At 31.2% G+C, this 20,576-nt stretch carries 19 protein-coding genes; 12 read left to right on the top strand and 7 right to left on the bottom strand.

The genetic code is table 11. The features are described 5' to 3' along the window. Together N4A42_RS03160 and N4A42_RS03155 are read left to right on the top strand one after the other, a co-directional pair. Window positions 1-139 (top strand): T9SS type B sorting domain-containing protein (locus tag N4A42_RS03160; RefSeq protein ID WP_294069756.1); only part of this gene is annotated, 139 nt, incomplete at its 5' end. A 7-nt stretch (window positions 140-146) separates the two neighbouring features. Then, window positions 147-1,163, top strand: coding sequence for a type IX secretion system membrane protein PorP/SprF (locus N4A42_RS03155; protein ID WP_294069743.1), 1,017 nt, complete (start codon window positions 147-149; stop codon window positions 1,161-1,163). A gap of 51 nt (window positions 1,164-1,214) precedes the next feature. Here the strand turns inward: N4A42_RS03155 and N4A42_RS03150 are convergent, their stop codons facing one another. Further along, complete coding sequence (locus N4A42_RS03150) at window positions 1,215-2,381, bottom strand: vWA domain-containing protein (protein ID WP_294069740.1); 1,167 nt, start codon at window positions 2,379-2,381, stop codon at window positions 1,215-1,217. A gap of 5 nt (window positions 2,382-2,386) precedes the next feature. Next, the gene (locus N4A42_RS03145; RefSeq protein ID WP_294069737.1) at window positions 2,387-3,418 is read right to left on the bottom strand and encodes an SIMPL domain-containing protein; all 1,032 of its coding nucleotides are present in this window, start codon (window positions 3,416-3,418) and stop codon (window positions 2,387-2,389) included. A gap of 214 nt (window positions 3,419-3,632) precedes the next feature. On the opposite strand from N4A42_RS03145, the gene N4A42_RS03140 reads away from it, so the two are divergent. The 3 genes from N4A42_RS03140 to N4A42_RS03130 all read left to right on the top strand — a co-directional run bounded on the left by N4A42_RS03140 (window position 3,633) and on the right by N4A42_RS03130 (window position 7,288). Next, window positions 3,633-5,804, top strand: coding sequence for a histidine kinase (locus N4A42_RS03140; RefSeq protein WP_294069734.1), 2,172 nt, complete (start codon window positions 3,633-3,635; stop codon window positions 5,802-5,804). 93 nt (window positions 5,805-5,897) lie between these two features. Next, window positions 5,898-6,632, top strand: a complete 735-nt coding sequence (locus N4A42_RS03135; protein WP_294069731.1) for a LytTR family DNA-binding domain-containing protein — start codon at window positions 5,898-5,900, stop codon at window positions 6,630-6,632. Beyond that, complete coding sequence (locus N4A42_RS03130; RefSeq protein WP_294069729.1) at window positions 6,632-7,288, top strand: class I SAM-dependent methyltransferase; 657 nt, start codon at window positions 6,632-6,634, stop codon at window positions 7,286-7,288. Before N4A42_RS03135 ends, N4A42_RS03130 begins: the two co-directional genes overlap by 1 nt. Before the next feature lie 43 nt (window positions 7,289-7,331). Here N4A42_RS03130 and folK read toward each other — a convergent pair whose 3' ends face one another. Further along, window positions 7,332-8,459, bottom strand: a complete 1,128-nt coding sequence (gene folK, locus N4A42_RS03125) for a 2-amino-4-hydroxy-6-hydroxymethyldihydropteridine diphosphokinase (protein ID WP_294069726.1) — start codon at window positions 8,457-8,459, stop codon at window positions 7,332-7,334. Between the two features lie 70 nt (window positions 8,460-8,529). On the opposite strand from folK, the gene N4A42_RS03120 reads away from it, so the two are divergent. The 4 genes from N4A42_RS03120 (at window position 8,530) to rpsU (ending at window position 13,309) form a co-directional block, all read left to right on the top strand. After that, on the top strand, window positions 8,530-9,234 hold the full coding sequence (locus N4A42_RS03120; RefSeq protein WP_294069724.1) for a queuosine precursor transporter: 705 nt from the start codon (window positions 8,530-8,532) through the stop codon (window positions 9,232-9,234). Window positions 9,235-9,409: 175 nt separating this feature from the next. Further along, on the top strand, window positions 9,410-12,061 hold the full coding sequence (locus tag N4A42_RS03115) for an AsmA-like C-terminal region-containing protein (RefSeq protein WP_294069721.1): 2,652 nt from the start codon (window positions 9,410-9,412) through the stop codon (window positions 12,059-12,061). A gap of 112 nt (window positions 12,062-12,173) precedes the next feature. Next, on the top strand, window positions 12,174-13,037 hold the full coding sequence (locus N4A42_RS03110) for an RNA polymerase sigma factor RpoD/SigA (protein ID WP_294069718.1): 864 nt from the start codon (window positions 12,174-12,176) through the stop codon (window positions 13,035-13,037). 77 nt (window positions 13,038-13,114) lie between these two features. Then, window positions 13,115-13,309, top strand: a complete 195-nt coding sequence (gene rpsU / locus N4A42_RS03105) for a 30S ribosomal protein S21 (RefSeq protein WP_218546125.1) — start codon at window positions 13,115-13,117, stop codon at window positions 13,307-13,309. A gap of 77 nt (window positions 13,310-13,386) precedes the next feature. Here the strand turns inward: rpsU and N4A42_RS03100 are convergent, their stop codons facing one another. Beyond that, on the bottom strand, window positions 13,387-13,641 hold the full coding sequence (locus N4A42_RS03100; RefSeq protein ID WP_294069713.1) for a hypothetical protein: 255 nt from the start codon (window positions 13,639-13,641) through the stop codon (window positions 13,387-13,389). 106 nt (window positions 13,642-13,747) lie between these two features. Here N4A42_RS03100 and N4A42_RS03095 point away from each other — a divergent pair, with 106 nt between their 5' ends. Continuing rightward, a complete protein-coding gene (locus tag N4A42_RS03095; RefSeq protein ID WP_294069710.1) occupies window positions 13,748-14,380 on the top strand; it encodes a LysE family transporter in 633 nt (210 codons plus the stop codon). Here N4A42_RS03095 and N4A42_RS03090 read toward each other — a convergent pair. Further along, window positions 14,377-15,168, bottom strand: coding sequence for a DUF2797 domain-containing protein (locus tag N4A42_RS03090; protein ID WP_294069753.1), 792 nt, complete (start codon window positions 15,166-15,168; stop codon window positions 14,377-14,379). The genes N4A42_RS03095 and N4A42_RS03090 overlap by 4 nt on opposite strands. 133 nt (window positions 15,169-15,301) lie before the next feature. On the opposite strand from N4A42_RS03090, the gene N4A42_RS03085 reads away from it, so the two are divergent. Both N4A42_RS03085 and N4A42_RS03080 read left to right on the top strand, forming a co-directional pair. Further along, on the top strand, window positions 15,302-16,819 hold the full coding sequence (locus N4A42_RS03085) for a GH3 auxin-responsive promoter family protein (protein ID WP_294069707.1): 1,518 nt from the start codon (window positions 15,302-15,304) through the stop codon (window positions 16,817-16,819). Window positions 16,820-16,972: 153 nt separating this feature from the next. After that, window positions 16,973-18,160, top strand: coding sequence for a hypothetical protein (locus N4A42_RS03080; RefSeq protein ID WP_294069704.1), 1,188 nt, complete (start codon window positions 16,973-16,975; stop codon window positions 18,158-18,160). A gap of 270 nt (window positions 18,161-18,430) precedes the next feature. Here N4A42_RS03080 and clpX read toward each other — a convergent pair whose 3' ends face one another. Then, window positions 18,431-19,660, bottom strand: coding sequence for an ATP-dependent Clp protease ATP-binding subunit ClpX (gene clpX, locus N4A42_RS03075; RefSeq protein WP_294069701.1), 1,230 nt, complete (start codon window positions 19,658-19,660; stop codon window positions 18,431-18,433). A gap of 79 nt (window positions 19,661-19,739) precedes the next feature. Next, a complete protein-coding gene (gene clpP / locus N4A42_RS03070) occupies window positions 19,740-20,414 on the bottom strand; it encodes an ATP-dependent Clp endopeptidase proteolytic subunit ClpP (protein ID WP_294069698.1) in 675 nt (224 codons plus the stop codon). Window positions 20,415-20,576: the final 162 nt, after the last annotated feature.

Raw genomic sequence — 20,576 nt, 5'->3', positions numbered from 1 at the left:
CCCAACAGGTCAAGGATGGGACGGAACGTATAATGGCAGTTTAATGCCAACTAGTGATTACTGGTTCTTATTAGAATATATCGAACCGCTCACCGACCAAAGAAAAGAGTTTAAAGCCCATTTTACCTTGAAACGATAAAAATATTATGAGATTTAAAAAGTTTTGTTTAGTAGCATTTACGGCCTTAGTAGCACAATTTAGTTTTGCACAAGAAGGTGTACCCATTTATTCAGATTATTTGACTGACAATTATTATTTAATACATCCGTCTATGGCTGGTGTAGCTAATTGTGCAAAGGTTAGGTTAACAGCCAGACAGCAATGGTTTGGAGTAGATGACGCACCAAGTTTGCAAACTTTAAGTGTTAATGGTAGAGTAGGTGATTCACCAGTAGGTCTTGGTGGTGTTTTATTTAATGACGCTAATGGCTATCATTCTACAGTAGGTGGGTATGCTACGTTTGCGTATCATCTTATGTTTTCTAGAAATGAGATTGATCTTAATATGTTATCGTTTGGTTTAAGTGCTGGATTCCTTCAATATAAATTAGATGAAACGGATTTCTTAGCGCCAGGTGAGTTTGATCAAGCGATTGCAGGTGTTGAACAAAGTGCTACAAACTTTAATATAGATTTTGGATTTTCTTACCATTTCCTAGATTTTTATGCGCATTTCACTGCAAAAAATATCTTAGAGAATGATGGGATTAATTGGAATCGTGGGGCAAGTCAATTTCAGTTTAGAAACTTAAGAACTTACTTAGCTTCTATGGGTTATACATTTAGTAAGTATGGTAGCGATTGGAGCTACGAACCTTCTATTATGTATATGTATAGAGATGCTACTGAAGAATCATCAATTGATATTAATGCAAAAGTTTATCGTGAAATGGATTTTGGTAAAGTTTGGGGTGGTTTATCATATAGAAGAAGTTTAGATGGTGCAGAGTTTGTTGATGGTTCTGGCGTGAGTAGTCAAAAACTTCAATATTTTACACCTTTTGTTGGTGTTGATTATAATAATTTTGTGTTCGCATATACTTATTCATATCAAGCTAATACAGTAAACTTTAATACAGGTGGTTTCCATCAAATAACATTGGGTTATAACTTTAACTGTAGAAGAGAGAAATACGAGTGTAATTGTCCTGCAATTAACTAAGAATAACAAAAAAGGCTTGATATTATTAATCAAGCCTTTTCTGTTTTATAGCTATTCCCAACTGTAATTTTTCTTTTTTGCTTGTGTTTTTATAGCATTAACCATGGCGTTTTCTAATCCATTGTTTTTGTCTGTAGAATTTTTTGCTATATAATTGCGACGCTTTATGTTCAATTCTGCAATATCTTTTTGAAGCTTTTCTCTTTCAGTTCGTTTCTTTTCTACATAAGATTTTATTTCACCTTTAGATTTGCCTTTTAGTTCATCAGGTAGTTGCTTATTGTTTAAATCTTCATAAGAAAAATCAGCCTCTTTTTCAGCATCTACTAAATCCCAAGAACTGTTTTTGTATAACCTTGAACTTTTACTAACCGTTCTGCTTACGGCATTAGCTTTATTATAACTCATAGCATTGGCATCTTGCTCTGCTTGTAATTCCATTTTCATCATGCCTTTTCTTCCATAAGCAATATAGGTTGAATTCAGCTTTTTATTGAGCTCTAGAATTTTATCATCATAAGGAGATGCTATATGAACTGTTGCTTTATTATGGTTAATAGCCATATAATCTCCATGTGTTAAGTCTGCTCCATCTTTCCATTGTCCAGATATACCTTGATTGTATTCGCCACAGAAAATGGTGTTAACTGTAACATCATTTTGATGTGCGAGCTTTGAGGCATCTTTGTAACTAACATTTCCTTGAGTGTAAGGCTCGTTTCCTGCGATGAAAATCAATTTTAAATCATCTTTATTTTCGCCCCAATCTAATTGATTTAATGCTGTTTTTATAACCTTACCACAGTATTCATTTCCTCCATTTGTGGTGAGAGAGAATAACGATTTTGAAATTTCATCTAAATCATCACTAAAAGCAATAACCTGTCTTAAGTAACCTTCGTCTGCATTAAGGTTGTCGTTGCCATATTCATAAAGTGCAATTTTAAGATTTGGACTTTTTTCTTCACATTTTGCATAAGATAATTCGTTTACAATTTCCCACAATTGAGCTTTGGCTTGGTCTATTAATCCATCCATACTATTGCTAGTGTCTAGTAATAATGCGACTTTAATTTCAGGTTTTTTAGATTTGATATTTGTTTCAAGTTTTGTTTCATTTAAAACTAAATCTTGATTGTTTTTTTTAGTATTGGCATTGCAAGCTGTAAGAGACATAATACTCATTAAAACAGCTAAAGATATTGTTAGCTTTCTCATAATTTCTAATTTTTTGTGTTTAATTCTTTTACATCTATGGTTCCGTTTGGTGAGATCACATAGTACTTATGGTCTATTTCTGTTTTTGTAACTGGTTGTTGTTTTTGCTCTTTTGGTTTAGGTGTAAAAAGGAGTTTTATATTCATACCTATTTGAACTACAGGTTCTAGAATAGATGGATTTATTACTACGTCGTAATGCTCATAGGTAAGTGGTTGGTAGTAATACGACGTTTGCTTTTTTGCAGTAGTAACGCCTTTGTCTTTATTTAAAGCTTCAAAAGAGACACTATTATATGCTTGGTAGCTTTGGTAGAAATCCTTTGGGAAATAGCAGTATTTATCATCGGCTATTTTAATGTCATATTTAGATAAATCAAATCCAAGTGTATTGTAGTATGCTTTTTTATCTTCAATAAGTTCTAATAATTTGTTTTGAAGATTTTTATAAACTTCCTGAATGTTTTCAATATAATAATCAACCTTTACTAAGTTGTAAACTTCACTTTTCGCGCAAGCTTCTAAAATTGATTCAAACTGATTGGTTTTGCTAAATTGAATATGAATATTTTGCTGCAATTCAAACCCTTTAGGAACTTCAGTATAGGTTTTGCTGAATAGTTTCTTTGTGACTTCAACTTCATATACAGGTACAAAAGAAATGACATCAATAACAACGTTGTCTTTTGTGATTCCTATAGCATTTAGTCGTGTTTTAATACTATCTATGCGTTGTTTCATAAGTTTGTTGGTAGTTTCAGTAGATGGTCCTATTTGCGATAAGTTAAATATTGCGGTATAGGTTGTGGCACTTACATTTTGAAGTGCTTTTGCATCGATAGTCAGTACATTACTTGGATTTAATATCTTGTTTAGTTGATGCTGAACCGTTGGATTGTAAATATTAGCATTCCCAGAAGTTAGAATGTTTTGTCTCGAGATGTCAGGAGTAATTTGATTGTAATTCCCTTTATGTTGAGCAATAGATAAGTTATAACCGACTAGTAATAGCAAAAATGCCAGATTGCTTTTTTTCATTATGATTTTATGTTTTGATTAATGATTATGTAAAGCTCATCTGAAAAAACAACATTAAAAATCTGAAATGAGTGAAAAGGAATTATTAATGAGTGAAGTAAAACGTTGTATTAGTTATCTCGTATATATTGTAGTGCAAAAGCTCTTAAAACTGATGACATCATTTTTTGAAATCAAATAAAGTATGTAAGTTAGTCCAATCAATACTATTGTTTTGCTAAATAATCTAAGAACATATTACGTATTAATTTTTTGCCTGATAAGCTTTTTAAGCTTTGGGCAAAATCATCCTGAAAACTCATATAAGGAAGATGCCTTTTTTACAGTAAGAGGGGTAGTATATTTAAAAAAATCAAAGGAGCCTATTAAGGACGTAAACATTCAAATTAATAGCGGCAGATATACACGCACTAATATTTTTGGAGATTTTACGGTTAGAGCAAAAGTAGGTGATGAACTTACTATAAGTCATAATGATTTTGAGACCATTTATTATATTATAAAAAGTAATGAGCGCATATCTATAGAAGTTGTAGAACAAGATGATTTTCAATCTAAAAGTAGAGCAAGAAGCAATGTAACCAAACGTTTTAATCAAATGATAGATTCTGCTGATGCTTATTTAAAGAAAGATGCAGAGAAGAGTTTAAAATTTGTAGGAGATGCACTCAATGTTAATGTGTCTACAAAGCAAAGCGCAGAAGCACACGAACTTTTAGGTGATGTTTATATGTATTGGAAACAATACGATTTGTCTATTTCGGCATTTAAAATCAGTCTTCAGAATACAGAAACAGCATCAGCGCAATTAAAACTCGCAGATGCTTATACAAAAAATGGTGAGTTTCAAAAAAGCATATCTACCTATAAAAATTTAGATGAAGAGAGTTTATCTAACTATGAAAAAATACTTTTATATGAAGGTATTGGTGATGCACATCTAAAGCTTAAGAATATACAAGCGGCTATTAAGTCTTACGAAACTGGTTTAGAGGTTGCGAAAAAGCATTTAATAGCACCTAAAGTAACAGATCTAAACTCTAAAATTGCGCAAGCCTACAATGAAAAAGGAGAGGTGACTAAAGCAAAAAGCTATTATTCTAATTCTCTTAAACTAGCCAAAAAAGAAAATAAGAAAAGAGCGGTTGAAGAGCAGGTTAAGGTGGCTGAATTTAATAACCTTAATCAAGAATATGATAGTGAAATAGAGCTTAGAAAGGGAGTGCTTGAAAGTATAGAAGACATTGAGAAAGACTCTGTTTTACCTAATGAAAGTCCTTTAACGCTTCAAAAACAGAATTATAAATTAGCCAATGCTTATTACCTAAACAACGATTTAGATAATGCGATCTCTTATTTTGAGAAAAGCATAGAAGAGGCAGATAAAAAAGGGGATTTAGAAGTAAAGAAAGATGCAACAAGACGTGCGTCTGAAGTATATTATAGTTTAGGTGAGGACGAAAAGGGAAGGGAGGCTATAGATGAATTTAAGAGTGTAGTAGATGAGTTATATGCTAAAAAAATACAAGAACTATCTCAAGTTGCTCGATTTAGTAGAAACATTGCAGAGCAACAAAACAGAATAACATCTTTAGAAAGCGATAGAGCATTGTCAAAAAGTAAATATGAATTAACACAAGAGCGTAATAAGCGACAGCAGCTCATTATTTATTCACTAATAGGTGGCTTGATATTGTTTTTAATTACTGGTTTTTTAATGTACAAGTACATAAAGCAACAGCGTTTGGCAAACAATTTGTTGGCTCTAAAATCGTTGAGAAGTCAGATGAATCCTCATTTTATATTTAATGCGTTAAACTCAGTAAATAGTTTTATTGCAACAAATGATGAACGCACAGCTAATAGGTATTTATCTGATTTTTCACATTTAATGCGTTCTGTTTTAGAGAATAGCGAAGAAGACTTTATTCCGTTGAAGAAAGAAGTAGAACTACTAGAGTTATATACCAACTTAGAACATTTTAGGTTTAAGGATAAGTTTGATTATTCTATAGATGTGGATGAAAGTATTAATGTTGAAGAGTTTCAAATTCCACCAATGTTATTGCAACCTTACATAGAAAATGCGGTTTGGCATGGCTTACGTTATAAAAAAGAAAAAGGACATTTAAATATAACTGTAAGCTCAAAATCTAAAGATGAGATTATGATAGCTATTACAGACGATGGTATTGGTAGAGAGCGTTCTAAGGCTATGAAAACTGCCAATCAGAAAAAGCAGAATTCTAAAGGAATGGACAACATTAAAAAACGTGTTGCTATTTTAAACGAAATGTATAAAGACAAAGTAGATGTTACTATTGAAGATTTTCAAAAATCTGAAGATGTAGGAACCAAAGTTGTTGTGACCTTAAAAAAGGATTAATACATTCTGTTTGAGTTGTCAGACTGAGCTTGTTGAAGTCTATTAAAAAGGAAGTTAAACTAAAAATATTCCTGTTTTTACAGGAAGAAGCATATGAAACTAAACGCCATTATAGTAGAAGACGAAGAAACCAGTAGAGATATTCTTCGTAATTATTTAACAAAATACTGTCCTAATATTTCCATTATTGGTGAAGCTCCCAATGTTGAGGAAGCATTGGTGCTTATTAGAAGTAACGATTTAGATGTGGTGTTTTTAGATGTAGAAATGCCTTACGGAAATGCTTTTGATTTATTAGATAAAGTTGGTCATATAGATTTTGAAACCATTTTTGTAACTGCTTATAATCATTATGCTATAGATGCACTAAATGCACATGCTTCTTATTATTTAATGAAGCCAATATCTATAGATGAGTTAATTAAAGCGGTAGACTATGTTACAGAAATTAAAACAAAGGAAGAAGCTTTACAAGATCAGGTTTTAGTGCCTAAAACAAATACGATAAATGGCAAGATTACAATACCACAACAAGATGGTTTTGAGATTTTAGAAACCGCAGATATAATGTATTGTAAAGCAGATGATAATTATACAGAAATCTACCTCAATAACAATAAAAAGAAGCTGGTAAGTAAAACATTAAAGTATATAGAAGAAAGTCTTAAGGATGCCAATTTTGCCAGAGTACATAAGAGTTATTTGGTTAATGTAAATGAAGTGGTTAAATATGTGAAAGGTAAAGGAGGTAGCGTAATCTTAAGTAACGGAAAAGAGATTATGGTATCAGCTTCAAAAAAAGCCGAATTGCTGGCTTATTTTAAGTAATGAAGTCTAAAAAACTAAAAACACCATGGCCAACAAAAGCGGTAATGGAGCAAATTTATGAACAGCATTTTTGGGGAGGAAAAGATTTCGATTTTTATTCTGGTGAAGGCTCACATAAATTAGAGATTACAATACCATATATAAAAGCAGTAACTACATTTTTAAAATCTCATCATAATCAACTTACTATTTGCGATTTAGGCTGTGGTGATTTTAATATAGGTAAACAACTGCTACCATATACCAAGAACTATGTTGCTGTTGATATTGTGCACGATTTAATAGAGCGAAACAAACAACATTTTAAAGCTAATAATCTAACTTTTGAATGTTTAGATATTTCAAAAGAAGCTTTACCAAAAGCAGATGGTGTTATTTTAAGACAAGTGCTACAGCATTTATCTAATGATGAAATAAAAAGTATAATAAATAAGCTTTCTAATTATAAGTATATCATCTTAACAGAGCATATTCCTAATGGTGATTTTATACCTAACAAAGATAAAATTGCAAGCCAAGGCATACGATTAAAACAAAACAGTGGAGTAGATGTGTTGGCAGAACCTTTTAATTTTAAGGTTAAAGAATTTAAGATTCTTAATGAGGTTGTTTTAGATAATAATAGCCTAATTTCAACAATTTTGTTTGTGTTTTAAATTGTTAAGATGAGATCCTGAAACAAGTTCAGGATGACAAAGTTTAACTATTAATTTCATTTAACAACCACAAATAATCCTCACGATTTTTCACGAAATCTTTATCGGATATATCAATGATTTTTACGTTGAGTTCTGTTTGTGATTTTAAAAAATCAAGATAACCAGAATTTATTTTTTCAAGATAATCGTCTTGTATTTCAGTTTCGTATTTACGACCTCGTTTTTTAATATTAGCTTGTAAGCGTTCTGTGTTTTGATAGAGATACACATACAAATCTGGTCTTGCTATATCTTTATATACTTGGTAGAATAATTTACGATATAGCATAAATTCATCTTCTGGAAGCGTTACCTTAGAAAATATAAGCGATTTGTGTACATCATAATCACTTACTATAAAATCTTTAAATAAATCTAGTTGCGATAAATCGTCACTTATCTGTTGGTAGCGGTCGGCTAAAAAAGACATTTCTAGTGTAAACGCATAGCGTTCTGGCTCTTTATAGAATTTTGGTAAAAAAGGATTATCTGCAAAGCGTTCTAAAATAAGTTTGGCATTAAAATCTTGTGCAATTTTTTTTGATAAACTGGTTTTACCAGCACCAATGTTGCCTTCAATAGCTATGAAATTATAATTACTAAAACTAAATTTTTTCTTAGGATTCTTTAACCAAATATTTATAGGTTCAATTTTAGAATCATCGTTACATTCTTGAAGCAAATCACTAACCGACTTGTTTAACGTATAATGCTCTAAATCTTTTGCAATGTCATAAAGAGGTTGAAGCACAAATTTTCGCTTATGCAGTTCTGAATGAGGAATAACCAATGACTTATCGTTAATAACTTCATTATCGTAAAACAAGATGTCTAAATCAATTTCTCGAGATTCGTAAGTGTTAGATTTCTTTGAGACTCTTCCTAAATTGGTTTCTATTTGTTTAAGTGTTTTGAGGAGTTTTTTTGGTTTTAACTCAGTTTCTACTTTAATACAAGCATTAAAAAAATCATCACCATCAAACCCTAAAGCTGGTGTTTTATAGACTTTAGAAATCTTAGAAATAGCACCAACTTTCTTAAAAACAGCGTCAACAGCAGACTGCAAATATTCTAATTTGTTGCCTTTATTGCTTCCAAGTGCTATGTAAGTGGTTTTTGTTGGTGTCATGGAATTAGCAAATTAACTAAAAGTTATATTAATAGATTATCTTTACAAGAACAATTTATTAACCATTTTTATGCCTATTAAAGACAAAATTTTAGCACAGCGTATTTATCTTTTATTAGCAGGCTTGTTTATTACGTCTTTAGTGGTTTCTAATTTAATATTTCAAAAGTTTTTTTATTGGTATCCAATAGATGTTGAAATTTTTGGAAGTAAGCTTTTCGAAATTTCAGTAGGTATATTGCCTTATCCTATTACATTTTTAATTACAGATTTGATAAGTGAAATCTATGGCAAAAAACGAGCTAATGATATTGTGGTGATTGGGATTTTTGCATCCTTTTTTTCAATGTTAATCATATATGTTGCTAATGTTGTGCCAGCTACAACATGGTCGCCTGTAAAAGATGCCATGTTTACAAAAGTGTTTGGTAGTACAGCTATTGCTGTTTTTGCGAGTATGATGGCCTATTTATTAGCGCAGTTTGTAGATATTCAAATCTATCATTTTTGGAAACGTCTTACCAAAGGCAAGCATTTATGGTTGCGTAATAATTTTTCTACGTTTCTTTCACAATTTGTAGATACTGCTACTGTACTTATTTTACTTTGTAGCTTTGGTAAAATTGAATGGGATAAATTTTTGGGGTTATTGGCAGCAGGTTTTATATTTAAAGTGCTCATTGCAGCTTTAGATACACCATTTTTATATCTGGGAGTTTATTTATTTAGAAAACGATTCAACCTTAAAGTTAACGAAGAAATAGAATTAGTTTAAGAAAATACTTTTCAATAGATGTTCTGAGTAAAGTTGAAGTGTAATTTGTTACTAACGAACATTCAATTTTTGCTAAACCATTAAAATCTTCCTAAAGTTTATAGCTGGTACAACTATTCTTACCAAATTTGCGTATAATATATTAGAAGCTAGTTAAAAACTACACATATTTATCATGAAGAAAATTTTCAAAATTATAGGAATCCTTTTACTCATTTTTATTGCAATACTTATTGCAGTTCCTTTGGTGTTAGAATCTAAAATAGATACGATTGTTCAAAATTATGCTGATGAAAATTTAGATGCTGATTTTAGTTTTGATGATATAAGCCTTAGTCTTATTTCTAGTTTTCCTAAAGCAGAGGTTAGTGTAGAAAATCTTAAGATTACAAATAGAGCGCCATTTAAAGACGAAACCTTAGTTACTGCAAAAAATCTGTCTTTTGAAATGTCAATAGGTCAATTATTTAATGGATCTGATAAGCCTTTGGTGGTTAATGAGATTATTGCAGATGATATGCTTTTAACCTTAAAGACCAATACAAACGGTGTTACTAATTATGATATAATGAAAAGCAATGAAACAGAAGATGTTTCTGAAGACTCTGAAAGTACTTCCTCAGGTTTTAGTTTCGATATTGAAAATTACGAACTCAACAATAGTGCATTTACTTATATAGATGAAACTTCTCATACACAGTTTTACCTTACAGAAATAAACCATAACGGAAAAGGTGTTTTTTCTGGTGAAAAATCTGAATTAGACACCAATACAGAAGCTAGAGTAAGCATGTCTAAGGATAGTACAGAATATTTAAGCAATAATATTATTAAACTAGATGCTCTAATAGGTATGGATTTAGAACAAAATAAATATACCTTTCAAGAAAACAAAGCCTATATAAATGCTTTACCACTAGAGTTTGATGGTTTTGTGCAAATGGTTGAAGAAGGGCAAAAAATAGATATTAGCTTTAAAAATCCAGAATCATCGTTTAAAGATTTTTTAGCTGTTATACCAAAAGCTTATGCTAAGGATATTGCAGGAGTAACAACTACAGGGAACTTTACAATTAATGGTATTGTAAGAGGGTTAGTTTCTGAGGAAACCATTCCTACGTTAGATATTAATATGCAATCGGCTAACGCCTCGTTTAAATATCCAGATTTGCCTAAAAGCATCAGTGACATTATGATTGATGCTACCATAAAAAACACAACAGGTAATATAGATGATACTTATGTTGATTTAAATCAATTAGACTTTAAAATAGATAAAGATGTTTTTAAGTCTGAGGCTCATATAAAAAACCTAACAGGTAATATGTTGGTAAATACTAATTTAGACGGAGTTTTAAACTTAGCAAATATTACCAAGGCTTATCCTGTTGAATTAGAAAATCAATTAAGCGGTATTTTAAAAGGAAAATTAAGTACAGCTTTTGATATGAATGCTCTAGAGACTAATGCTTATCAACGTATTAAAAACAATGGTAGTCTTTCAGTTTCAGATTTTATATTTTCTTCAGAAGATATTGTTAATCCTATTCAGATTAATAAAGCCGATTTAACTTTTAAACCTGGTCTTGTAAGTCTTAATGATTTTAATGCGCAAACAGGGCAAAGTGATTTTTCTGCAACAGGAACCATAAATAATTTATTAGGTTTTCTTTTAAGCGATAAGAAATTACAAGGTGATTTTAAGGTTAATTCTAACAGGTTTGCTATTTCAGATTTTATGGTTGAAGATGAAACAGCTACCGAAACCTCAAATAAAACATCTTCTGATGAAGAATCTTTAAAAATTCCAGACTTTTTAGATTGCGCCATTTCTGCTAATGCTAAAACGGTAATTTACGATAACCTTAATCTTAAAAATGTAAAAGGGCAGTTGTTAATTAAAGATCAAAATGCTAAGCTTAGTAATATGACTACAGATGTATTTAATGGTCAATTAGGTATTTCTGGTAATGTTAATACCAAAGAAGCTAAGCCTAAATTTAATATGCAATTAGATATGAAACAGTTTGACATATCGCAATCTTTTAAAGATTTAGAGATGTTAAAAGCTTTAGCACCAATTGCAAAAGTGGTACAAGGAAAATTAAACTCTACTATTGCGGTTAATGGACTTTTAGATGAAAGTTTTTCACCAGATTTAGCGACCATTTCGGGTAATGCGCTTGCAGAAATTTTAACCTCTAATGTAGATGTTACCAAAAGTCCCTTATTATCTGGTTTAGATAGTAAGTTGGATTTTATTGACTTTAACCAATTACAAAAAGATATTAAAACCAAATTGAGTTTTGATAATGGTCAGGTTTCCGTAAAACCTTTCACTGTAAAATATAAAGATATACCTATTGAGGTTTCTGGGTCGCATAGTTTTAATAATACTATGAAGTATAGTGCAGTATTACAAGTGCCAGCAAAATATTTAGGAGGAGATGTTAATCGATTAATAGGGCAAATAAATGATGATGAGGTTAATAATATTGCGGTTCCTGTTACGGCTAATATTGATGGTACATTTTCCAGCCCTAAAATTACTACCGATTTAACAAGCGGAATTTCAAATTTAACACAACAGTTGGTAGAAATTCAAAAACAAAAAATGATTGGTAAAGGAAAAGATAAGATTAATGATCTACTAAGTGATGTTTTAGGCGGAAATACTAATTCGACTAAAACAGATTCAACAGGAAGTGCCAACAACACTAATGAAGATCCAAAAGATGTTATTAAAGAAAGCGTAGGTAATGTTTTGGGAAATCTTTTAGGTGGAAAAAAGAAAAAAAAGGCTAAAGACTCTACTAAAAAAGATTGATAAATACCGAAAACAAAACTTTTTTCTCTAAATTTTGTTAATTATTGCTCAATTGCTTGTTTTTCTAAATAATTAATTTATAATGTGGGTTCATAAATTTTAGAATACACACATGAGGCAACTGAAGATTACCAAACAGGTAACTAATAGAGAAGACAAATCCCTAGACAAGTATTTACAAGACATTAGCAAAATTCCATTAATTACTGCAGAAGAAGAGGTGGAATTAGCGCAACGTATTAGAAGAGGCGATCAAGTAGCGTTAGACAAATTAACAACGGCTAACTTAAGGTTTGTGGTTTCTGTAGCAAAACAATATCAGAACCAAGGCTTAAAACTTCCGGATTTAATTAATGAAGGAAATGCAGGTTTAGTAAAAGCAGCACAACGCTTTGATGAAACCAGAGGATTTAAATTTATATCTTATGCTGTTTGGTGGATTAGACAAGCTATATTACAAGCATTAGCTGAGCAATCTCGTATTGTACGTTTACCACTTAACAAAATAGGTACTATAAATAAGATTAATAAGACGTACTCGCATTTAGAGCAGGTACACCAAAGACCTCCAAATGCTGAGGAGATTGCAAGCGAATTAGATCTTAGTGCAAGAGAAGTAAAACAATCTTTAAAAAATTCTGGCCGTCATTTATCTATGGATGCACCTTTAAAAGATGGTGAAACTTTTAGTCTTTATGACGTTGTAAGCGAAAACGAATCGCCAAGACCAGATAGAGATTTAATGAAAGCATCTTTAAATACAGAGATAGAGCGCGCTTTAGAGACACTTACACAAAAAGAAAGTGATGTTATTCGTCTTAATTTTGGTATCGGAGATCAGCCACCTATGACATTAGAAGAGATAGGAAGTATGTACGATTTAACCAGGGAACGTGTACGACAAATAAGAGAAAAAGGAATAAGAAGATTACGACACGCAAGTAAGAGTAAAATTCTTAAAACTTATTTAGGATAAATATTTTTTATTTTCAAATAGTTAGCTTATATTTGCCGACCATTTGCAAGAATTAGATAATAAAAAACTAGCGATAGATGATTAAAATCGAAATTAAAGAGGGAGAGAATATTGAAAGAGCTCTTAAGCGTTATAAGCGTAAGCACAGAAATGTACAAATTATGCAAAACTTAAGAGAGTCTCGTTATTTCACTAAGCCATCTGTTAAGAGAAGAAGAGAAATTCAAAAGGCGCAATATATCCAAGGTTTAAGAGACGCAGAGAACGTCTAAGCTTAAACTTATTTTATAAAAAATTAAAAGAGTAACAAACGTTACTCTTTTTTTGCTCCCACTAACCACAAGTTGCTCTACCTAAATTTTTCGTTTTCAGCCTGTATTTTCATCAGCTTAATTGGGCAATCTTCGTAAAAATCTTCAAAAGTTTTATTGGTACTGTAATTATCTGTTAATACCTTATATACCATAATAACAACTAGAAATTGACCAATTACGGTTAAATAAAATACCCAGTTAAAAGGAAAGTTCATAGCGCACATTATAGTAATTGTTATTAATAATAATGTTGTGATAGTAATATAGAGAAAAGGAGATGTGTTTTTCATGGTTATTACTTTGTTTAAATATAGTAAACAAACATTGAACAAAATAAATTTTAACGAAAAGCTAACGTTCATGTAAGGAATTTTTTAAGTGTTCTACTAATGCCTTATGATTTTAATTTATTTAATCATAGGAATAATTGCATCTGTGTTGGGTGCTTTGCCTCTAGGAGCTTCTAATATTGCAGTGATTAACACGACAATAAAACAAAATGCTGTTCAAGCTTATAAAATAGCAATAACAGCTGGTATAGCAGAACTTGTGTTGTCGTATTATGCTTTGCATTGTAATATGACTGTAAAAGATTTTTTTAATGCTAACCAATGGATTCAAGTTCTTATAGCAATAATTTTATTAGGTGTTGGTGGCTTTCTGTTTTTTAGACCTACAAAAGTAAAGCCCAAAAACACCAAAAGCACTAATAGGTTGCTTAAGTCTAAATATGCAATAGGTTTTTTCTTAGGTTTATTAAATCCGCCTGTTTTAGTTTATTGGCTTGTGGTTTATGGAGTAATTAATAATAATGTTGTAATGCTGTCATTGCAATCATCGTTGTCTGTCTTATTCTTGTTTTTTATAGGAGTGTATATAGGTAAAATATTTACATTATATATTTATAGCAAGTTTAGTCTTGTTATAAAACAAAAATTTCAAAATATAAATACAATTATTAATAAGGTGACAGGTAGCCTTTTGTTTATGATTGGTTTAGTTAATGTTTTAAAATTTTATTTTCTCTAAACATTAATTTCTACTACTAAACCTTCGTTAGCTCTAACATTAAAAACAGTGTTGTCTTTAAAAATAAGATACTGACCTTTTATGCCTACAAGTTTTCCAGAATATTCAATTTGCTTTTTAATATTCAAGCTAGTAGGTTTTATAGGATACTGCTCAACAGGAAATTTTAAATGAGTTTCAGAATTATTCTCAATAAAATAGTCTTTGACGTCATCTGGTATAAACTGCTGTAAATTTTGTCTCCATTCTTTTAAATCCACATCTTCAATATCATTTTTTAGCATTTTTCTCCAATTGGTCTTGTCAGCCACATGGTCTTTTAAGGCAACTTCTGTAATACCAGCAAGATAACGGTTAGGGACTTCAACAATTTCAATGGCCTCGTGTGCTCCTTGGTCTATCCATCGTGTAGGTACTTGGGTTTTTCGTGTTACACCAACTTTAACATTGCTTGAGTTTGCCAAATACACAATATGAGGTTGTAACTGCACCTGCTTTTCGTATTCTAAATCTCTATCTTCTTTACCAAGATGAGCTGTGCTCAATTCTGGTCTCATAATCCATTCACCAGCTAAGGGTTTATCAAAAAAACAGCTTTTACAAAAGCCTTGTCTGTAAATGGTTTTGTCTAATCTGCAGCTTAGACATTGATGTCCAATAAGTTTAATTTTAAGTGTTTTATTTAGTAGTTGATTCATGTGAATAAAGTCATTTTCAAAGACTAAATAATACTGAATTGGTTCTAAAAACTCTGTTTGCATTTTAGTAAGAACACCTGTATAAATCATAAAGAAATTTAGTATTTTTATCAATTAAGCGATTTAGGTTAAAGACTAAAACAAGCTTAGATAAGATTTAAGAAATAAGCTAATTTAATAAATAATTAATCTCGCTTAGCGAATAAAGATAATTAATTAATCCATGCCAATTCCTATTGTAAATTCTATTGCTTCCTGGTTTTTAAAAAAACGATTTCACCAAATAGAATTGTTTTTAAAATATCCAAACGAAGTACAAAACGAATTACTATTTAGCCTATTAAAACTTGCAAAGGATACCGAAATAGGAAAGCAATACGACTTTGCTTCTATAAAAACATACAAAGAGTTTAATGAGCGTGTTCCTGTTATTAATTACGAAGCAGTACAACCTCAGATAGAGCGTTCTAGAAGTGGTGAACAAAATATTTTTTGGCCAAGACCCATAAAATGGTTTGCTAAGTCTAGTGGAACAACAGATTCTAAAAGTAAGTTTATACCAGTAAGTACAGAGTCTTTAGAAGATTGTCATTATGCTGCGAGTAAAGATTTACTATGCATGTATCTTAATAACAATGAAGATTCACAATTATTTACAGGGAAGAGTTTACGATTAGGCGGAAGTAAAGAACTTTATAAAGAAAACGGAACTGTTTTTGGTGACCTCAGTGCCATACTTATAGATAATATGCCGTTTTGGGCAGAGTTTAGTAGCACACCAAGCAGTAAAGTATCCTTAATGAGCGAATGGGAAACCAAAATGCAAGCCATAGTTGAAGAGACTATAGAAGAAAATGTTACAAGTTTGGCAGGTGTGCCATCGTGGATGTTGGTGCTACTAAATAATGTTTTAGATAAAACAGGGAAAAACAATCTTTTTGATATATGGCCAAACCTTGAGGTATATTTTCATGGCGGAGTAAGTTTTAATCCATATGTAGAACAATATAAAGCGATTTTACCTAAAAAAGATTTTAAGTATTACGAAATCTATAACGCTTCCGAAGGCTTTTTTGCCATACAAGATCAGAATTATTCAAGCGATTTGTTACTGATGCTAGATTATGGGATTTTCTACGAGTTCATTCCTATGGATACGCATGGTACCGAAACAGAAAAAGTGATTCCATTAAGTGAAGTAGAATTAGGAAAAAACTATGCTGTTGTAATTACTACTAATGCAGGGCTTTGGCGTTATAAAATCGGAGACACAATTCGTTTTGTGAGTTTGAATCCACATAGAATAAAAGTGTCTGGCAGAACTAAGCATCATATTAATGCTTTTGGAGAAGAACTAATTATCGAAAATGCTGAAGATGCGCTTAAAAAAGTTTGTAAAAGAACAGCTGCTGAAATTGTAGATTATACTGCCGCGCCAATATTTATGAAAGGCAAAGAAAAAGGTGCGCATGAGTGGGTTATTGAATTTAAAAAGCCACCAGAAGATATGTCTTATTTTGAAGAATTGTTTGATAATGCTCTAAAAGCATTAAATTCTGATTACGAAGCTAAGCGCTATAATAATATGACGCTTAATAAGCCAAAAATTCATTGTGCCAGAACCAACCTTTTTTATGATTGGCTAAAAGAAAATGATAAACTTGGAGGACAGCATAAAGTACCTCGTTTATCTAATTCTAGAGATTATATAGACGAATTATTACGTTTAAATAAGGCTTAAAAAAGTAAGAGGAGATATTTCAACGAAGAAAAAAGAGTTTTTTTAATAATTGTCGGAAAAAAGCGACGATTATCTAAAAAATATGACGATTTTTTAGTAATTATGTGCTTGATTAGTAATTTGCTATCGTAATTAATCCATAATCCCTACATTATGAAATCTACACTACATACGCTAGTGGTAGCGTTATTGTTTTGCACCTACAATTCATATAGTAAAACAGACCCAAAAAACAATTCTGATGGTACAAATAAGAGTGGTTATGCTTATGCCGTTAATATTTCTAAAATTAACTCTAAGTATTCTGAAATAGCTTGTACTACATTTAGAAATAAATTAGTCATTGTTTCTTCAAAGAAAATTGGCGGACTTGGTAATGGTATAGATCCAGCGACTAACCTTCCATATACTGATTTATTTTGTACAGATATAAAAGCCTATGGAGAGTTGTCTAGACCTTTATTGTTTAGCCGTATTTTAAATACTAAAGCTAATGAAGGTCAGGTTACTTTTTCACCAGATGAACATACTATATATTATACACGTAGTGAGCGTTCTAACTCTTTAAACTATAAATTATATAAAGCAGATTTAGAAAAAGATTCTTATGGTAATTGGGTTAATGAAGTGGAGCTATCTGTAAGTAACGATAATTATTCGGTTGAAAATCCTCACGTTTCTCAAGATGGAAAATACTTGTATTTTTCTTCAAACATGAAAGGCGGTTATGGTGGTTTTGATATCTATAAAGCTGAAATTTTTGAAGATGGTACTATAGGTGAACCAGAAAATTTAGGTGATATTGTTAATACTACCGAAGATGAAAAATATCCACATACTGCTAAAAACGGAAAAGAATTATTCTTCTCTTCTAAAGGTCATGATAGTGTAGGTGGATACGACATTTTTTTATCTAGAGTTATAAATTCTAAATATAAAACACCAAGAAATTTAGGGCTTTCTGTTAATTCAAAGAAAGATGAAGTAGGTTTTATTTTTATTGACGAAGAAAAGGGCGTGTTTTCTTCTAATAAAGGCAATAAGAATGATGCCTTTAATATGTACAGGTTTAAATCTAGAGAAATATACAATGAACTAAAGGGCATCGTTATTTCTGAAGAAGAAAAAATATTACCACACTCTATTGTAATTCTTTTAGATAGTGAAGGTAATGAGATAGAAAGGCAGATTACCAATAAAGATGCTACATATAGTTTTAAAATAAGACCTTATTTAGATTATCAGATTAAAGTTTTAAAAGACGGTTACGAAGACTATACGCTTAGTTTTGAATCTGAGGAAAAAAAGCTCAATGCTATACTTAAGTTATTAGCTAAATAATAAGGAATTTTTTTTGGTGTTTTAACGAAAAAAAGTGCATTAAAATTTCATACAACGAGATTTAAAACGACTTTAACCAAAATATAAAACAAATAGAGCTTACATTAAAACTTGGCTATATCTTAGCAGTAAATAAATGTGCTATTTATTACATCCTAATTAATATAAAATATTGCATGCAATATTATTAATCAATCCTAACAACTAAAAAAACCACAATTTCTAATATTGAAATTGTGGTTTCTTTTTTATTTGAAAGTTTTGAGTCTTTTAAGACACAGCCTTCAGTTTTTTTAGAGTTGATTTGTTTAACCTATTTTCAGCATAAGTTCTGGTGACATTAAGTTTTGTTTCGCCAGAGCCAGGCAAATCAAACATAGCTTCAGTTAAAATCTCTTCGCATAACGAGCGTAATCCACGAGCGCCAAGCTTATACTCTATAGCTTTTTCAACAATATAGTCTAATGCATCTTCGGTAATACTAAACTCAACTTCGTCCATAGCAAACAATTTTTTGTATTGTTTTATAATGGCATTTTTAGGTTCTGTTAAGATAGCTCTTAGTGTATTAGCATCTAAAGGATCCATGTGTGTTAATACTGGTAAACGACCAATTATTTCTGGTATAAGTCCAAAATCTTTTAGATCCTTTGGTATGATGTATTGTAAAATGTTATCATCGTCCACATTGTCATCTTTTATAGAGCTATAGCCTATAGCTTGCATATTAAGACGTTTAGTGATAACGCGTTCAATACCATCAAAAGCTCCACCAGCAATAAATAAGATGTGTTCTGTATTAACTTCTATAAACTTTTGGTCTGGGTGTTTACGACCACCTTTTGGTGGTACATTAACCACAGTGCCTTCTAATAACTTTAGTAAAGCTTGTTGTACACCTTCACCAGATACATCTCTAGTAATAGAAGGATTATCGCTCTTACGTGCAATTTTATCAATCTCATCTATAAACACAATACCACGTTGTGCTTTTTCAAGATTGTAGTCTGCTGCTTGTAAAAGACGAGTTAAAATACTCTCTACATCTTCACCTACATAACCTGCTTCTGTTAATACAGTAGCATCTACAATGGCTAAAGGCACGTTAAGCATTCTAGCAACAGTTTTTGCTAATAAGGTTTTACCTGTACCTGTTTGCCCAACCATAATGATGTTACTTTTTTGTATTTCAATATCATCATCAGAAGGTGGTTGTAGTAAACGCTTATAATGGTTGTAAACTGCAACAGACATAACACGTTTAGTGTATTCTTGCCCTATAATATATTCATCTAAAAAAGCCTTAATCTCTTTTGGTTTTCTTAGCATTAATTCTGCGCTAAGCTCAGCATTACCAGTTTGTTTAGATTCTTCTATAACAATGCCATGTGCTTGTTCTATACAACGATCACAGATATGAGCGTCTAAACCTGCAATTAATAAATTGGTCTCAGGCTTTTTTCTACCACAAAATGAACATTCTAATTCTTCTTTTGCCATTTTAAGTTTTTTTAAGTTCCTGCAATGCAGAAACCTCATTTAGTTTTAGGAAATTTTAGTCGTAAGAATTCGTGTAAGTTTACTTGCGTTCTAAAACTTCATCAATCATTCCGTATGCTAAAGCTTCATCAGACTTCATCCAGTAATCTCTATCTGAGTCTTTTTCTACTTCCTCATAAGATTTACCAGAATGACTAGAAATGATGTTGTAAAGCTCTTCTTTTACTTTTATTGTTTCTCGTACTGCAATTTCCATATCAGATACTTGTCCTTGAGTGCCACTCATTGGTTGGTGAATCATTACACGAGAGTGTTTTAATGCTGAACGCTTTCCTTTTTCGCCAGCACATAACAATACTGCTGCCATAGATGCTGCAATACCAGTACAAATAGTTGCAACGTCTGGTTTTACAAATTGCATTGTGTCGTAGATGCCTAAACCAGCATATACAGAGCCGCCAGGTGAGTTGATATAGATTTGAATATCTTTTGAAGCATCTGTGCTCTGTAAGAATAATAATTGGGCTTGAATAATATTAGCTACCTGATCATTGACTCCTGTGCCTAAAAATATAATACGATCCATCATTAATCGCGAAAAAACATCCATTGCAATTGCGTTTAATTGTCTTTCCTCAATAATATTTGGTGTTAGGTTGGTTGGGTACATGCTTCGCATTATTTTATCATAATACATGCTGTTTATACCTTGATCTTTTATAGCGAACTTTTCAAATTCTTTTCCGTAATTCATTTAAACTGTATTCTTTTTATTAATGAAAATTCTAGTTATGAGATCCTAAAACAACACTTTGATATTTAGGCTATGTTTAGCATGGCTAAGCTCAGTGTGTCAATTCAGGATAACACGTAATTTTATGCAAAATTTAGTGCCAAAAAAGGCGTAAAACTTTTT

Origin of the sequence: Winogradskyella sp. (assembly GCF_025210595.1) — a bacterium.
Classification (GTDB): Bacteria; Bacteroidota; Bacteroidia; order Flavobacteriales; family Flavobacteriaceae; genus Winogradskyella.
This window is presented reverse-complemented; position numbering and strand designations above follow the sequence as displayed.

Bases quoted from the DNA above. Each gene is read 5' to 3' on its own strand.
- N4A42_RS03155 (WP_294069743.1), top strand. From the start codon at position 147: ATGAGATTTAAAAAGTTTTGTTTAGTAGCATTTACGGCCTTAGTAGCA.
- N4A42_RS03150 (WP_294069740.1), bottom strand. From the start codon at position 2,381: ATGAGAAAGCTAACAATATCTTTAGCTGTTTTAATGAGTATTATGTCT.
- N4A42_RS03145 (WP_294069737.1), bottom strand. From the start codon at position 3,418: ATGAAAAAAAGCAATCTGGCATTTTTGCTATTACTAGTCGGTTATAAC.
- N4A42_RS03135 (WP_294069731.1), top strand. From the start codon at position 5,898: ATGAAACTAAACGCCATTATAGTAGAAGACGAAGAAACCAGTAGAGAT.
- N4A42_RS03130 (WP_294069729.1), top strand. From the start codon at position 6,632: ATGAAGTCTAAAAAACTAAAAACACCATGGCCAACAAAAGCGGTAATG.
- folK (WP_294069726.1), bottom strand. From the start codon at position 8,459: ATGACACCAACAAAAACCACTTACATAGCACTTGGAAGCAATAAAGGC.
- N4A42_RS03120 (WP_294069724.1), top strand. From the start codon at position 8,530: ATGCCTATTAAAGACAAAATTTTAGCACAGCGTATTTATCTTTTATTA.
- N4A42_RS03115 (WP_294069721.1), top strand. From the start codon at position 9,410: ATGAAGAAAATTTTCAAAATTATAGGAATCCTTTTACTCATTTTTATT.
- N4A42_RS03110 (WP_294069718.1), top strand. From the start codon at position 12,174: ATGAGGCAACTGAAGATTACCAAACAGGTAACTAATAGAGAAGACAAA.
- rpsU (WP_218546125.1), top strand. From the start codon at position 13,115: ATGATTAAAATCGAAATTAAAGAGGGAGAGAATATTGAAAGAGCTCTT.
- N4A42_RS03100 (WP_294069713.1), bottom strand. From the start codon at position 13,641: ATGAAAAACACATCTCCTTTTCTCTATATTACTATCACAACATTATTA.
- N4A42_RS03095 (WP_294069710.1), top strand. From the start codon at position 13,748: ATGATTTTAATTTATTTAATCATAGGAATAATTGCATCTGTGTTGGGT.
- N4A42_RS03090 (WP_294069753.1), bottom strand. From the start codon at position 15,168: ATGATTTATACAGGTGTTCTTACTAAAATGCAAACAGAGTTTTTAGAA.
- N4A42_RS03085 (WP_294069707.1), top strand. From the start codon at position 15,302: ATGCCAATTCCTATTGTAAATTCTATTGCTTCCTGGTTTTTAAAAAAA.
- N4A42_RS03080 (WP_294069704.1), top strand. From the start codon at position 16,973: ATGAAATCTACACTACATACGCTAGTGGTAGCGTTATTGTTTTGCACC.
- clpX (WP_294069701.1), bottom strand. From the start codon at position 19,660: ATGGCAAAAGAAGAATTAGAATGTTCATTTTGTGGTAGAAAAAAGCCT.
- clpP (WP_294069698.1), bottom strand. From the start codon at position 20,414: ATGAATTACGGAAAAGAATTTGAAAAGTTCGCTATAAAAGATCAAGGT.